Annotated in this window: 16 protein-coding genes; 11 read left to right on the top strand and 5 right to left on the bottom strand. The window is 40.4% G+C overall.

The window, feature by feature from the left end; all coding sequences use genetic code 11:
- Positions 1 to 19 precede the first annotated feature (19 nt).
- The 5 genes from HLH18_RS07895 to HLH18_RS07875 all read left to right on the top strand — a co-directional run bounded on the left by HLH18_RS07895 (position 20) and on the right by HLH18_RS07875 (position 2869).
- Positions 20 to 331, top strand: a complete 312-nt coding sequence (locus HLH18_RS07895) for a BolA family protein (RefSeq protein ID WP_131290385.1) — start codon at positions 20 to 22, stop codon at positions 329 to 331.
- Between the two features lie 13 nt (positions 332 to 344).
- Positions 345 to 737, top strand: coding sequence for a SirB2 family protein (locus tag HLH18_RS07890; RefSeq protein ID WP_171546401.1), 393 nt, complete (start codon positions 345 to 347; stop codon positions 735 to 737).
- 82 nt (positions 738 to 819) lie between these two features.
- Complete coding sequence (locus HLH18_RS07885) at positions 820 to 1662, top strand: ParA family protein (RefSeq protein ID WP_171546400.1); 843 nt, start codon at positions 820 to 822, stop codon at positions 1660 to 1662.
- An 8-nt stretch (positions 1663 to 1670) separates the two neighbouring features.
- Complete coding sequence (locus HLH18_RS07880; protein ID WP_171546399.1) at positions 1671 to 2057, top strand: hypothetical protein; 387 nt, start codon at positions 1671 to 1673, stop codon at positions 2055 to 2057.
- A 221-nt stretch (positions 2058 to 2278) separates the two neighbouring features.
- The gene (locus tag HLH18_RS07875) at positions 2279 to 2869 is read left to right on the top strand and encodes a LysE family translocator (protein WP_171546398.1); all 591 of its coding nucleotides are present in this window, start codon (positions 2279 to 2281) and stop codon (positions 2867 to 2869) included.
- Positions 2870 to 2896: 27 nt separating this feature from the next.
- Here HLH18_RS07875 and HLH18_RS07870 read toward each other — a convergent pair whose 3' ends face one another.
- Positions 2897 to 3529, bottom strand: coding sequence for a DedA family protein (locus HLH18_RS07870; RefSeq protein WP_171529521.1), 633 nt, complete (start codon positions 3527 to 3529; stop codon positions 2897 to 2899).
- Positions 3530 to 3722: 193 nt separating this feature from the next.
- On the opposite strand from HLH18_RS07870, the gene HLH18_RS07865 reads away from it, so the two are divergent.
- The 3 genes from HLH18_RS07865 (at position 3723) to guaA (ending at position 6540) form a co-directional block, all read left to right on the top strand.
- Positions 3723 to 4148: a DoxX family protein gene (locus HLH18_RS07865; RefSeq protein WP_171546397.1), complete on the top strand. Its 426-nt coding sequence runs from the start codon at positions 3723 to 3725 to the stop codon at positions 4146 to 4148.
- A 145-nt stretch (positions 4149 to 4293) separates the two neighbouring features.
- A complete protein-coding gene (locus HLH18_RS07860) occupies positions 4294 to 4695 on the top strand; it encodes a NirD/YgiW/YdeI family stress tolerance protein (protein ID WP_171546396.1) in 402 nt (133 codons plus the stop codon).
- 276 nt (positions 4696 to 4971) lie between these two features.
- Positions 4972 to 6540, top strand: a complete 1569-nt coding sequence (gene guaA / locus HLH18_RS07855; RefSeq protein WP_171546395.1) for a glutamine-hydrolyzing GMP synthase — start codon at positions 4972 to 4974, stop codon at positions 6538 to 6540.
- A 121-nt stretch (positions 6541 to 6661) separates the two neighbouring features.
- Here guaA and HLH18_RS07850 read toward each other — a convergent pair whose 3' ends face one another.
- Positions 6662 to 7840: a GGDEF domain-containing protein gene (locus HLH18_RS07850; RefSeq protein ID WP_171546394.1), complete on the bottom strand. Its 1179-nt coding sequence runs from the start codon at positions 7838 to 7840 to the stop codon at positions 6662 to 6664.
- 232 nt (positions 7841 to 8072) lie between these two features.
- Entirely contained in the window at positions 8073 to 9275 is a 1203-nt protein-coding gene (locus HLH18_RS07845) for a GGDEF domain-containing protein (protein WP_350642737.1), read from the bottom strand.
- Positions 9276 to 9675: 400 nt separating this feature from the next.
- Here HLH18_RS07845 and HLH18_RS07840 point away from each other — a divergent pair, with 400 nt between their 5' ends.
- The 3 genes from HLH18_RS07840 to HLH18_RS07830 all read left to right on the top strand — a co-directional run bounded on the left by HLH18_RS07840 (position 9676) and on the right by HLH18_RS07830 (position 11795).
- On the top strand, positions 9676 to 10623 hold the full coding sequence (locus HLH18_RS07840; protein ID WP_171546392.1) for a pirin family protein: 948 nt from the start codon (positions 9676 to 9678) through the stop codon (positions 10621 to 10623).
- Between the two features lie 27 nt (positions 10624 to 10650).
- Positions 10651 to 11049 carry an OsmC family protein gene (locus HLH18_RS07835; RefSeq protein ID WP_171546391.1) on the top strand — a complete coding sequence of 133 codons (399 nt, stop codon included), beginning with the start codon at positions 10651 to 10653 and terminating at the stop codon, positions 11047 to 11049.
- Between the two features lie 98 nt (positions 11050 to 11147).
- Positions 11148 to 11795, top strand: a complete 648-nt coding sequence (locus HLH18_RS07830; RefSeq protein WP_171546390.1) for a glutathione S-transferase — start codon at positions 11148 to 11150, stop codon at positions 11793 to 11795.
- A gap of 23 nt (positions 11796 to 11818) precedes the next feature.
- Here the strand turns inward: HLH18_RS07830 and phoR are convergent, their stop codons facing one another.
- Both phoR and phoB read right to left on the bottom strand, forming a co-directional pair.
- Positions 11819 to 13177: a phosphate regulon sensor histidine kinase PhoR gene (gene phoR, locus HLH18_RS07825; RefSeq protein WP_171546389.1), complete on the bottom strand. Its 1359-nt coding sequence runs from the start codon at positions 13175 to 13177 to the stop codon at positions 11819 to 11821.
- Positions 13178 to 13202: 25 nt separating this feature from the next.
- A complete protein-coding gene (gene phoB, locus HLH18_RS07820) occupies positions 13203 to 13913 on the bottom strand; it encodes a phosphate regulon transcriptional regulator PhoB (RefSeq protein ID WP_067725841.1) in 711 nt (236 codons plus the stop codon).
- Positions 13914 to 14015: the final 102 nt, after the last annotated feature.

Genomic DNA, 14015 nt, shown 5'->3' with positions numbered 1-14015 from the left:
GTGATTTGGGAGTATTATTTTGACTTTAGAACAACAACTGATTCAACGCCTTCAAGATTTATCACCAACACATTTAGAAGTGGTGAATGAATCATCAGGTCATGGTGGTTATTTTCCAGGTAAAGAATCACATTTTAAAGTAATTGTGGTGAGTGACCAATTTGAAGGATTACGTTTAGTGCAACGTCATCAAAAAATTTATGCTGCCGCAGGAGATTTGCTTGCGCCAAGTCGTATTCATGCTCTTGCAATCCATGCTTTTGTTCCCTCGGAATGGCAAGGACAAGCCACACCAAGTCCTGAATGTGCGCATGCACCCAAATCTGAATAAGGAATGTTGAACAATGGACATGCAGCTGACTGTTAAAATTATACATATGAGCATTGTGACATTGCTGATAGGTGTTGTAATTGCTCGTGCTTTTACTCTGTTTGTCGGGGTTCAGGGCAATCAACCTAATCCCGTGGCACGGAAACTGTTGGTGGGACTCCAACATTTGTCGATGACCTTGATTGTACTGACCGGTGTCACATCTTTAGTGATCAAGAACTTTGAAGTGCAATCCTGGTTCTATGCCAAAGTGGTTCTATTTCTGGTTTTATTTTCATCTTTAATCAAAGCGTATAAAAAAGATGACAGTATTTTATTGGCACAACGTCGTGCAGGCTTAGCCATTGCTATGGTGGCACTGATTGGGATTATTGGTCTAGTCATAATCAAGCCAAATTTCGGTTAATTGTTAGACATAATTGTTTTTGAAGCAAGGCGGGTAGGTTAAACTGCAAGCAATACATAAATATAAGGCATAGAGGGCTGCAATGCGGACACGTGTGGTTTTTAATCAAAAAGGTGGGGTGGGTAAGTCAAGTATTGCCGTAAATCTAGCGGCAATCAGTGCACATCAAGGTTTTAAAACGTTGTTGATTGATCTCGATCCACAAGCCAATTCAAGTCAATACTTGTTGGGAGATGATGCGACTTACTCAGTGGATAAACCTGCGCTGGAGCCGAATGTTGAAAACTACTTTGAAGAAGTACTGGGTGCTACCCAAAGTAAAGGGCTTTTAGGCAATGCAATTGGTTCGATTTTAAAGAATCGTTCCAAAGGTTTAGAAAGCTATGTCCATCAATCGCCGTTTAAAAATTTGCATGTGATTCCTGCCAGTCCAACCTTGGGCGCACTGGCACATGCCTTGGAATCAAAACATAAAATTTATAAATTACGCGATGCCTTGCAACAGTTGGCTGGACGATATGACCGTGTTTATATTGATACGCCACCAGCGTTTAACTTTTTTACTTTATCTGCACTGATTGCCGCAGAGCGGGTACTGATTCCTTTTGATTGTGATGTTTTTTCGAAACGTGCCTTAAAAACATTGATTGAAAATGTCATCGAAACCCAAGACGATCATAATGATCATCTGGAAATTGAAGGCATTGTGGTCAATCAGTTTCAAGCTCAGGCAAAATTGCCACGTGAAGTGGTACAGCAACTTAAAGATGAAGGCTTACCTGTTTTAGACAGTATGTTGCCACCGTCAATTTTAATGAAAGAGTCTCATCTTAAAAATCAGCCTCTCATTCATTTGGCTACTGATCATAAATTGACGCAAGCCTATCAATCATTGTTCAATGAAATTGAGCAAAATAAGATTTGAGGTTTCCCATGAAAACAATGTATTTAAGTCTGTTACTGGGTAGTACTCTTTTATTGGGTGCATGTGCGACAACAGTTAAACCGACTTATGTATCACCAACGCAGTATCAAGCCTTGAGCTGCCAACAATTGCAAAGTGAATATAACCGTATTCAGCAATATATCGACAGTGGTGTGCAACCGCCCAAGCGTAGTGGTGTGGGTGTCGGCGTTGGCGTGGGTGGCGGTTGGGGCAGTCATGGTGGCTGGGGAATTGGTCCAAGTGTTTCAGTTAATATGGGACAATCTTCAAATACCAAAAAAACTGAATTAGCCCGTCTATTGGGTGAGCAGGAAGCTGTGGTTCAGGCGGCTCAATTCAAGAATTGCCCGATTATTGTTCGCAATAAAGCTTAATAATTCATCAATTTATCACGCTGTTGTCGGTCTGTGCTCGACAGCAGGGTGATAAAATCTTAGCAAAATGTTTCAGTGAAATTTTATGAATATCAAGTGGTTGATATTTTTTAGGGTGAAATTTAAACGCATCAGGTTATGATTTTTTAATTGAAATACTTGTCACTTTTTGTGACTTTCGTATAAGGTGTGCCACTCTTTAGTGGTGATATCAGGTATTTATGATTGAGAGTTGGCTTTTTGTGTTGGCAGTGATTGCGGTTCTGATGATTCCGGGTCCAACTAACGCATTACTTGCAAGCTCTGCACATCAACAAGGCATTGCCAAAACCAGTTTATTTATTCCAGTAAAGCTGCTTGGATATTTTTATGCCATTAATTTATGGGCATTGCTAATTCATGTATGTAGTCCAGTCTGGCCGAACTTTATTCATATTGTGCATTTTTTTAGTGCCCTCTATATGGTTTGGATGGCCTTCCATTTATGGAAAACCTCAGATTTAGAAAAGCATAATCAACGTCATCCTTCTATCCGGCCTCGACAACTGTTCTTTTCCACGTTCAAAAATCCTAAAGCCTTATTATTTGCCGCGGGCATTTTACCGATTGAAACCTGGAATAATCCGACCAATTTTGTTTTGGTGTTTGCGGCATTCAGTTTGGTGCTATTGCCTACGGCGGTGTTCTGGATGTCTTTTGGTCGTGCCATTTTGGCAGGTCAATCGAAACAAATAAAAGCCGATCTTTTATATAAAGGATCGGCCATGCTGCTGCTGCTGGGGATGTTGCCTGTCGTGATTCGTTTCTTTTAAATTTCACACCTGTTGCAACACGCCAGTTTAATGTGTCTTTTTCAGCTTTTGGCGAATAAAACCAATAATGCCGGGCAGTACACTAATAATAATGATACCAAAAATCAGATGGGTGAAATTGTCTTTGACAATCGGCATGTTGCCAAATAAATAACCCAAGGTAATAAATGAACCGATCCACAAGAATCCACCAATCGCATTAAAGCTGAGGAAAAATTTGTAGTTCATGCTGCCTGCACCGGCAACAAAAGGAGCGAAAGTACGGGCAAAAGGCACAAATCGGGCAAAAATAATGGTTTTACCACCATGTTTTTCAAAGAATTTTTGCGTGTAATTTAAATGCTGTTTGTTAATAAAACGTGATTCCGTTTCGAAAACACGTGGCCCGATAAATTTACCAATATGATAATTCAGGGTGTCGCCCAATACTGCAGCAGTAAACAAGAGGATCATTAGAATAAAAGGATCCATTGCACCTGTTGAAGCGGCTAATGCCCCTGCAGCAAATAATAAGCTATCGCCCGGTAGAAACGGCATAACCACCAGACCCGTTTCCACAAAAATAATTAAGAAAAGAATGGCATAAATCCACACGCCATAATTGGTGATAAATTCGAGCAGATGGTCATCAACATGTAAGATAAAATCAAGCAGTTCCATGGGGCTACAGGCAGCAAAAATGTGCTGAAATCCTAGCAGTCTAAGTCATGAAAGTCAGTACCAGAAAAGAAATTAATTGCATTTTAATCCTTCATGTTTTGGCAATGATTTCTCTTACAAATTTTTTTTGGATCCTTGTAAAAATAGACTTAGGATGAATAGGTCATTAAAACAAAAATCAAGAGTTGACCCCATGTTCAATCCGAATGTAACTATAAAAAATCTGGTTCAAGGCCCACAAACCAATGCCTTGGTGAGTCTGGTGGCACGTGTGCTGATGGCTTATATTTTTCTGATGTCTGGCTGGATGAAAATAAATGCTTATAGTGCCACCGCCGGTTATATGGAATCGAAAGGTGTGCCGGGTGAATTGCTCCCTTTAAGCATCTTGATTGTGGCTGGTGGTGGTTTGGCATTGTTCTTTGGTTTTCAGGCACGTTTGGCCGCTTTGGGTTTGGCGATTTTCACCTTTATTTGCGGCTTTATTTTTCATGGCACTGGCACTCCAGATGATACGATTCACTTGATGAAAAATATCGCCATGACGGGTGGACTATTGTTCCTGATGTTGCATGGCGCAGGAAATTTCAGCGTGGATTATTTGATTGAGAAAGCATGATTGAAGCTAAAAATGAGATGACTTTAGCCCGGTCATTTCATTTTTGTAATTACATAAAAGCTATGCACAGTACATAAAAGCTGCGTACAAATTGCCTGAATTTTGCTTCAATAAAGACTGATGAAGCTAGTTAGTGGAGTCAATCATGAAGAAAATGTTATTGGCACTGTTTGTTACGGGTTCAATGTTTTCTACAGCATCTGCATGGGCAGGTAAAAGTGATCAGGTCATCATGACTGAAGCTGCTCAAAACATGGTGACTGTTGCAGAAGCAAAACAGCTCCCTGATGAAACTGCGGTCACGCTCTCCGGTACAATTGTTAGAAAAACCCATAAGGATCATTATGAACTGAAAGATAGCTCGGGCAAAATTGGTATGGAAGTGGATGCTGATTTATGGAGACCGATGGGCTTGAAAGCAGGTGATAAAGTTAAGGTGATTGGTGAAGTGGATACCCATACGGGTCAACCGATGACAATAGATGTGGTTCGAATTGGAAGAATGGAAACTCAATCTGATAAATGGATTTGGTATAATCAACCATGATGAGGAAGATGTTTTCTAAACATCAATAGGCTTGAAAGTAGTTGATAAAGTTAAAGCAATTGGTGAAGTCTGCACTCATCGTAATCAACCAATGGATATAGATGTGATTAAAATAGAAAAAATTGCTACATAAAAAAGCACTCGAAAGGGTGCTTTTTTATGATCAAAATATAATGCAATCAATTGAATACAGGCCTTGTGCGAATAGTGTGCTTAATGCGACGAAAAATGATAGAATGCAGCGCTTATTTCGTTTGCCTTACATAGTTGTTTGTCATGACTACCAATACTCAAATCACTGAAGACCGCATCCTGATCTTGGACTTCGGTTCTCAATACAGTCAGCTTATTGCACGTCGTGTACGTGAAGCTGGTGTATATTCTGAAATGTATGCCTATGACATGTCTGAAGAAGACATTCGCGCATTTAATCCAAACGGTATCATCTTGTCTGGTGGTCCTGAAAGTGTTCATGAAGAAGGTAGTCCACGCGCACCTGAAGTTGTATTTAACTTGGGTGTACCTGTATTAGGTATTTGCTATGGCTTACAAACCATGTCTGAACAACTTGGCGGAAAAGTAGAGCCAGGTACAGTGCATGAATTTGGTTATGCTGCGGTTGATGTTTTAATCCGTGACCAACTTCTTGGTGATTTAATCGATGGCGAAAACAAACTTAATGTTTGGATGAGCCATGGTGATAAAGTGAGTGCGATACCAGAAGGTTTCTCTGTGACTGCCAGCACACCAAGCTGTCCATTTGCAGCGGTAAGCGATGAAAAACGTCGTTTCTACGGTGTACAGTTCCATCCAGAAGTAACCCATACTGCAAAAGGCGCAGAGTTATTATCTAACTTTGTCCATAACATTTGTGGATGTCGTAATCTTTGGAACTCTGAAAATATTATCGACCTTCGTGTTGAACAATTACGCGAACAAATTGGCGATCAAAAAGTATTGCTCGGTCTTTCAGGTGGCGTAGATTCATCTGTGGTCGCTGCACTTTTACACCGTGCGATTGGCGATCAATTGACTTGCGTATTCGTAGATAACGGTTTGCTTCGTTTAAACGAAGGCGAGCAAGTGATGGACATGTTTGCCAAAAACATGGGTATCCGTGTGATTCGTGCCGATGCTGAAGAACGTTTCTTGACTGCACTTGCAGGTGAAGTTGATCCTGAGAAAAAACGTAAAATCATTGGTCGTGAATTCATTGAAGTCTTTGCTGAAGAAGCGCGTAAGCTGGATGGCGTAAACTTCCTTGCTCAAGGGACAATTTACCCAGACGTAATCGAATCTGCGGCAACTAAAAATGGTAAAGCACATGTGATTAAATCACACCACAATGTGGGTGGTTTGCCAGAAGATTTAGCATTTGAGTTGGTTGAGCCAATTCGTGACCTGTTTAAAGACGAAGTACGTCGTTTAGGTACAACTTTAGGTTTGCCGCACGAAATGCTTTATCGTCATCCATTCCCGGGTCCAGGTTTGGGCGTGCGTATTTTGGGTGAAGTGAAAAAAGAATATGCTGACATCCTTCGTTTAGCGGATGACATTTTCATGCAAGAACTTCGTGCCAGCGGTTGGTATGACAAAACTGCTCAAGCATTCGCTGTATTCCAACCGGTTAAATCTGTTGGTGTAGTAGGCGATGGTCGTCGTTATGCATGGGTGATTGCACTTCGTGCAGTTGAAACGGTTGACTTCATGACAGCACGCTTTGCTCATCTTCCATATGAATTGGTTGATAAGATTTCGACTCGTATCATGAACGAAATTAAAGATGTTTCACGTGTAGTTTATGACGTGTCATCTAAGCCACCAGCGACGATTGAATGGGAGTAATTTAGGGCTTTCAGAAAGCATTGCTTCCTGCCTAAATTACGGTAAGGGCTGTGCCCGCGCCAGTTAAGAAAATTATTGAAAAAAGGACGCTTTGGCGTCCTTTTTTATTTACGCAAAAAAATTAAGGCTTAAAAGGCTGAAAACCTCGAGTTTGATTACGTCCATTCTTTTTGGCTTGGTACAGTGCTTCATCAGCACGTTTAATGACACTATTTAAATCTGGGTTTTGAACACTAAATTCAGCTATGCCAATAGAAATGGTATATTGAAGCGTGGTGCCATCATCAATCTTTAAATGACTATTTGCAATGGCTTTGCGTAAACGTTCAGCAATTTGCTGAGTTTGTTCCAAATGCGCTCGTGGTAAAAGCATAATAAATTCTTCACCACCAAAACGCGCTAACACGTCATTCGCACGTAAAATATTGCTGCTGGTTTCAGCGATCTGTTGTAACACCAGATCGCCAATATCATGTCCATAGCATTCATTAATTTTTTTGAATTCATCTATATCGAACATTAATAAACAAATAGGATGAGCAAATTTTTGAGCCGATTGGATTTCTTGTTCGGCTAGCTGCGTAAATTGACGACGGTTATGCAGCCCAGTCAGCGCATCTGGATGTGCGATGATATTAAGCGCCTGGCAATTAATTTCATCTAATTTACTATGTAAAAATAACATTTTGGATTTTTGTGTTGAAGTCCAGCTGATATAAAGACTGAACATAAATACGGGATTGTAGATGAGAGAGAAAAGTAGCATTTGATGCCAATTACGATCAACAACAAAATATACTCCAGTATAAATGACTGCCGAGATTAAAAAAGAAATGATCACAGCAGGCATAAAACGAATTTGTACACATAGATTGGCCAAGACGACAAATACTAAAGAGGCATACAAATAAATGGGTCTGTCGGGACTATGCGATAAATTGAGTAAATAAAACCAAATCGCAGAAGCCCCAATAATGGATAGGGGTAATATTAAATCAAATAATTGAACACTTCGACTAAACTTATAAATCAGTACCGTGACGAGACTTATCAAAGCGGTATAAGACAGTTTCAGCCACACCGCAAGAGAGCCAACATCAGGAAGAATAAAATAGTCTGCAACGCTATAAGCGGCATAGGTACATTGGGCAAGAATATTGACTTGCAGTAAAAACTTAAAGATTTGGTCTTTTTGGTAGGTATGAAATTCATGTTCTAGGGAAGAAGGAATTCGCACAAAAGGGCGTTTTAAAATCTCTTGAATGAAAAAACGAGATTCTTTTTTATACTCATCGATCATTGTATTGTTCTACTAAATTGATAGAAGTGTGATTTATTTTTTTGTATATATGTAATAGATTATTTTTTATTCTATGACAAAGAAGTAGTAAAACAAATAAATATTTAATGTACATGTGTTTGAGTTGTAAGTTTTTATTAAATGATTAAGTTGAGTTAAGTTAATATCTATATTATTTATAAAATCGACCAAGACCGTTTTGATGAAGAAACTTTTTAGTGATTCATTTTAATCATTCATACGTATAAATCGCCACCTGATTGCGGCCATTTTTCTTGGCTTGATAAAGGGCAATATCTGCATTTTTAATCAGTAAATTCAAATCATTTTGATGCGGTTGCAGTTGGGATACCCCAATAGATACGCTAAAATTGAAATAGAATTTATCTTTAATACAGATTTGATGACTTTCAATTGTTCGGCACAATCGATTTGCAATCGTGACTGCATCTTCTAGTGTGGTATTTGGCAGTAATGCAATAAATTCTTCGCCACCAAAACGGGCTAACACATCGGTGTGTCGCATTTCCTTGCGAGCAATTTCAGCAAGTACCCGAAGCACTTCATCACCTATATCATGTCCATAGGTGTCATTAATGTTTTTGAAAAAGTCGATATCCAGCATCAATAAACAGGCTAAATTATATTTTGGCCATTTCTGAATGGCTTGTTCAGCAACCTGCAAAAACTGTCGACGATTATTGAGTTGAGTTAACTCATCTGTATGTGCCAGTTCACTTAAAGCATAGTAGTTCCAGTCATTTAATAGAACCCGTAAAAAATTGCGTTTTGAATTTAAAGTATTATTCCAGCTGATATACATGCTGAGTAATAAAACAGGGACATAGATGAGAGAAAATAAAACCATTTCATCCAGGCTGACCAACTGAAATACACCATAAAAAATGACAGCACTAATTAGCAAAGAGGTGAAAATTGAATTTCGAAAAGAAACTTGTACAGATAAATTGCCCAATAAAATAAAAATCACAGCGGCATATATATACGTGGTCACGATTGGACTATGTGACAAAACCAGAAGATCTAGCCATAGTGCAACTGCTACCGCGACGTATATGGGAAGTAAGCTGTCTATAATTTTAATATTTTTGCAGTAACGAAAGGCGATCCCGTTGATTAATATTGCACAGACCACAAGAATAATCCGTGAAATACCTGAAAGCATGCCAATTTCAGGGATCAGCAACCAGTCTACAAAAAAGTAACTTAAAAATATAATCTGACCAATAAAATTGACGCATTTTAAAAATTGTCGTTGGTGTTTGTTTTGATAGTCCAAGTAATATTGTTGAAATTGATCCGGAATACGTGTGGCTGGATCTCGTAATTCTTGTTCTATCTCTTTTTGATTTTCAACAGTACACAGCTGCTTTGGTAAAATATAGGCAGCTTCATGATTTGAATTTTTATCCACATTTGTCCCAATCTGATCAGGATTTTTATCATTGTTGTTATGAGAAATTTTTTGATCTCCCCTAAACATGGAGATACCCCTTTCTGTGTGGGCTTCATAAAGCAAGAATAATAGGGATAGTAATGAATTTTGTATATAACTTAAACAATTAATGGGGTGGGCAATTGTGACAAAATTTTATTTATATATAAAATTCATATGAATAGGACATGAATAGTAGGGTGGATGAAGAATGAAGAGATTGTTTTATTAAGGAAAATTTCAAAAGTAATATTGTTCTATACATGGTATTCAGCGTATTAACTTAGCTATAGGCTGAATCTGTAAGAGCCTATATGATCATAAGAATAGATTCAGGACATTCAAGAACGGTTTAGTCCGTACGATTCAGGATAAAAATATGACCAATAGCAATTATATAGAGCTTTCTGATTCAGATGATTGTGAAAAATACGTGAATCAATTTATTCAGGAATTTCCTTTACGTAGCGCGGAAATTGGGCAGGGAACCCTGATCAAACGTGCTTTGCCAAGTCGCCATAAACGCTTAATTGGGGCATGGTGTTTCTTGGATCATGCCGGTCCCGTGACTTTTCCACAAGGTGATGGCTTAGATGTTGGACCTCATCCACATATAGGTTTGCAGACCTTCACCTGGATGATTGAAGGCACCATGATGCATACGGATAGTTTGGGTACAAAACAGTTACTTCGCCCGAAGCAGGTCAATTTGATGACCGCAGGTTATGGGATTTCACATACTGAAGTTGCACCAGAAACTGAAACTCATATGCATGCTGCACAGCTCTGGATTGCGTTGCCAGATGATAAAATGAATATGGCGCCCTGTTTTGAGCATTATCCAGAACTTCCAGTCGTAGAAAAAGATCAGGTTGAATTTACCGTATTGGTCGGAGAGTTTTTAAAAACCAAATCACCGGTAGCCGTACATACGGAATTACTCGGGGTGGATTTAACGGCAAAAGAATCAGCTACCACCCGAATTAAACTCAATCCAAAATTTGAATACGGTTTCATGGCTTTGGGTGGGGGTGCTGTCGTGAATGGTCATGAACTGACTGAAGACAATATGGTCGTTCTTGAGCCGGGGGTGGCTGAAATTGAAATCCAGCTGCATGCGGGTAGCCGTATTCTACTGTTGGGTGGGGAACCTTTTGAGTCGCCAATATTATTGTGGTGGAACTTTGTCGGTCGTACTCAGGAAGAACTTTGCAAGGCTCGTGATCACTGGATTGAACAAGATGAACGCTTTGGCAATATTCCTGATTATCCAGGACCACGCTTAGAAGCGCCGGCATTCCCGGATAAAATGCGTGCCTCTAAATAAAAATAATATTTAGGAATGATCATCCTCATGGCCATTATTGCAAATGCAGAAGTACACAGCTTGGCCGAACCTTGGTCGGGCGAGATCAAGACTGGGACACACCAATTTATGACGGATAAACCCGAATCTTTTGGTGGGCAGGATAAAGGCCCTGCACCTTATGATTTGATTTGTTCAGGTTTGATTTCTTGTACCATGATTACGCTACGCATGTATGCCAGTCATAAAGGCATAGAGCTGGGTGAGTTTTCTATTGAAGCCGATTTTAATGCCAATAAAGAAGGCAAAGAGTGGATTGAACGTCGTTTGTCGTTTGCACAACCTTTGTCGGATGAGCTAAAGCAAAAGGTTTTAGAGATCAGCAGTAAAACGCCGGTGACCAAAACATTGTTACGTAGCCTAGACATTAATACTGTACTTGTCTAAGTTGATGAACCGATTGAAATGACATTTTGTGTAAAGCAGGATGTCATTTTTTTAGGGCTATACGTATAGTCAAAGCAGAAAAAATAGAGAGCAAAATAATGATTACATTGCACCACTTAGATCAATCCCGTTCCTTTCGAATTTTATGGGCTTTAGAGGAACTGGCTCTGAATTATCAGGTCAAGTTTTATAAACGCTTACCCACTTTTGCCGCACCGCCTGAATTAAAACTGGTTCATCCTTTAGCTAAAGCACCGGTATTGACCGATGCGGATCAAACCATTGCCGAATCTGCGGTGATTTTGCAATATCTGCAAGAAACCTATGATCAGCAACAGCAATTTAAACTGCAGAATAAGAAAGATCAGCAGCAATATCGCTATTGGATGCATTATGCGGAAGGTTCATTAATGCCGTTGTTGGTGATGCAATTGGTAATGAACAATGTACCGAAACAAGTACCCTGGCTGGTAAAGCCGGTCGCGAAAAAAATTACAGCAGGGGTGAAGGCTGGGTTTATTCAACCGCGTTTAAAAGATCATATTAACTATCTGGAAGATTATTTGGCGAAGCATGAATATGTGGCAGGCGATTTTTCTTTTGCCGATATTCAGATGGGTTTTCCGTTAGAGGCCATTCAGTCAAGAATATCAGGGTCATATCCTTATATCTCGGCCTATGTAAAACGTTTGGGGGAACGCCCGGCTTATCAGCGAGCAAAGTTTAAAGAACAGAACCTGGCTTAGAATGAGCCAGATATACTGTACGTCTAGCTCATCTGGTAGAGGCGTTCTTTAGGGAAGATCACTTTAAAAGTTGAGCCCTGGTTTTCTTTCGATTCAATTTCTAAATGTGCACCGTGTTGCATGAGTACATGTTTCACAATGGCCAGTCCTAGACCAGTTCCACCGGTTTGACGGCTACGTGCGCTATCGACACGATAGAAACGCTCGGTCAAACGCGGCAGATGTTTGGGGTCAATCCCGATCCCGGTATCTTCAACGGTAAAGATGCCATGCTCGCCATCATCATGCCAACCCATGGTAATGGTTCCGCCTTTAGGGGTGTATTTAATGGCATTGGTAATCAGGTTGCTGAAAGCACTGGCCAGTTCGGTATCTGAACCAATCAGGTCGCAATGACTGTCAATATCTAGATTTAGCGTGTGGTGATAGTCAACGTTGTAGGCTTGAGCATCATCAAACAGCTGGTTCATCAGACTCGGCATTTCAATAATCTGGTTCTTGGCAATTTGCTTGCTGCTTTCTAAACGAGAGAGCAGTAATAAGTCATTGACCAAGGCATTCATACGTCTAGTTTGTGCCTGCATCTGGTCAAAGGCACGTTTCCAGCGTGGATTTAAATCTTCCTGATCGGTAAAGGTTTCAATATAACCACTGAGTACGGTCAAGGGGGTACGCAGTTCATGGGAAATATTGTCGACAAAGTCTTTACGCATTTGTTCCAGATTATGCATGCGGGTGACGTCATAAGCCACCAATAGACGGCTCTCGCCACCAAAACGGGTCATTTTGACTTGTACATAATGGTCTTCAAAGGCTGAAGATTTCATTTTCAAGCCGTCGGGCGCATCGTCGATATTGTTGAAATATTGAATAAAATTCGGCTGACGCAGCAGGGTTAAAATATTACGGCCCCGATCTAAAGGTTTTATCCCGAGTAACTTTTCCGCTGCGGGATTCCACCATTCAATTTGATGTAAGTCATCAATCAGAACCACGGCTTCGGCTAGCGCAACCAGTGAAGATTGTGCGCGGTCAATTAAGCCGACCATTTCTGCTTGTACAATACGTTCTTGGCGCTGTGCGCGATAAACATTAAACAGTAATGCGCCCCAGATGCCATCCAAGTTGGGCGGAACATCATAAGGACGGTTAGAAATCCATTCATTCACCAAATACAGTGAACGGAGTTGCAGAGCAAAAAATATCGCGAAAGCGATGAAAATAAAAATCCAAAAATACCCAATCCCGATACCCATTAAAGCTGCAATGAGCAGTAAAAAGGCCAGTAAACGTAAATCTTGCTTGGCAAAAGTCCATAAACTGCTGTAACGGAATTGTTTATGTTCTCGTGCAATTTCCGGGATGGGGTAGGGTTCATACATAAAATGTGATTTACCTAAAAAACGACTAACCTAAAGCGACATCCGCGCGGGTAGAAAAACGGTAACCTGTGCCACGAACGGTTTGTATATAGCGGTCAACCCCAAAAGGTTCCAGCACTTTACGTAAACGGCGAATATGCACGTCAATGGTACGGTCTTCAATATACACGTTACCACCCCAAACCTGATCAAGCAATTGAGCACGGGTATAGGCACGTTCCGGATGGGTCATAAAGAATGCCAATAAACGGTATTCTGTTGGCCCCATCTCTAGAATATTATCAGCGTAACTGACGCGCTGGCTGACCGGATCAAGCATCAGACCATTGGCATCAATGGTTTTTTCGCCACTTAAGGCATTGGCACGACGTAATACCGCTTTAATACGTGAAACCAGTTCCCGGGTCGAGAAAGGTTTGGTCATATAGTCGTCTGCGCCCGCATCGAGACCTTGTACTTTATGGTCTTCTTCGCCGCGTGCAGTCAGCATGATCACTGGAATTTCATTTAAGCTTTCATCGCGTTTTAAGCGGCGGCAGAGGTCAACTCCGCTGATACCACCCGGTAACATCCAATCTAATAAAATAAGCGCAGGGCGTTGATCCACGATCATTTGGTGGGCTTGTTTAGCATCTTCTGCCTGTAAGCATTGAAAGCCTGCCATGTCTAAAGATGTATGAATCATCTCTCGAATGGGAAGTTCGTCATCGACGATTAATATATAGTCATCTTTCACAACGCAATATCCTATTTGATGTTAACGGTGAACCGTTTTGTATTTTATGACAGGCTTATTACAAAGATTAATTATGACAGTATCATTGCAGAAAAGGGGAGT

Source organism: Acinetobacter sp. ANC 5414, assembly GCF_013004295.1.
Taxonomy (GTDB): domain Bacteria; phylum Pseudomonadota; class Gammaproteobacteria; order Pseudomonadales; family Moraxellaceae; genus Acinetobacter.
The sequence above is the reverse complement of the archived record's forward strand: the minus strand, read 5'-3'. Positions and strand labels throughout refer to the sequence as shown.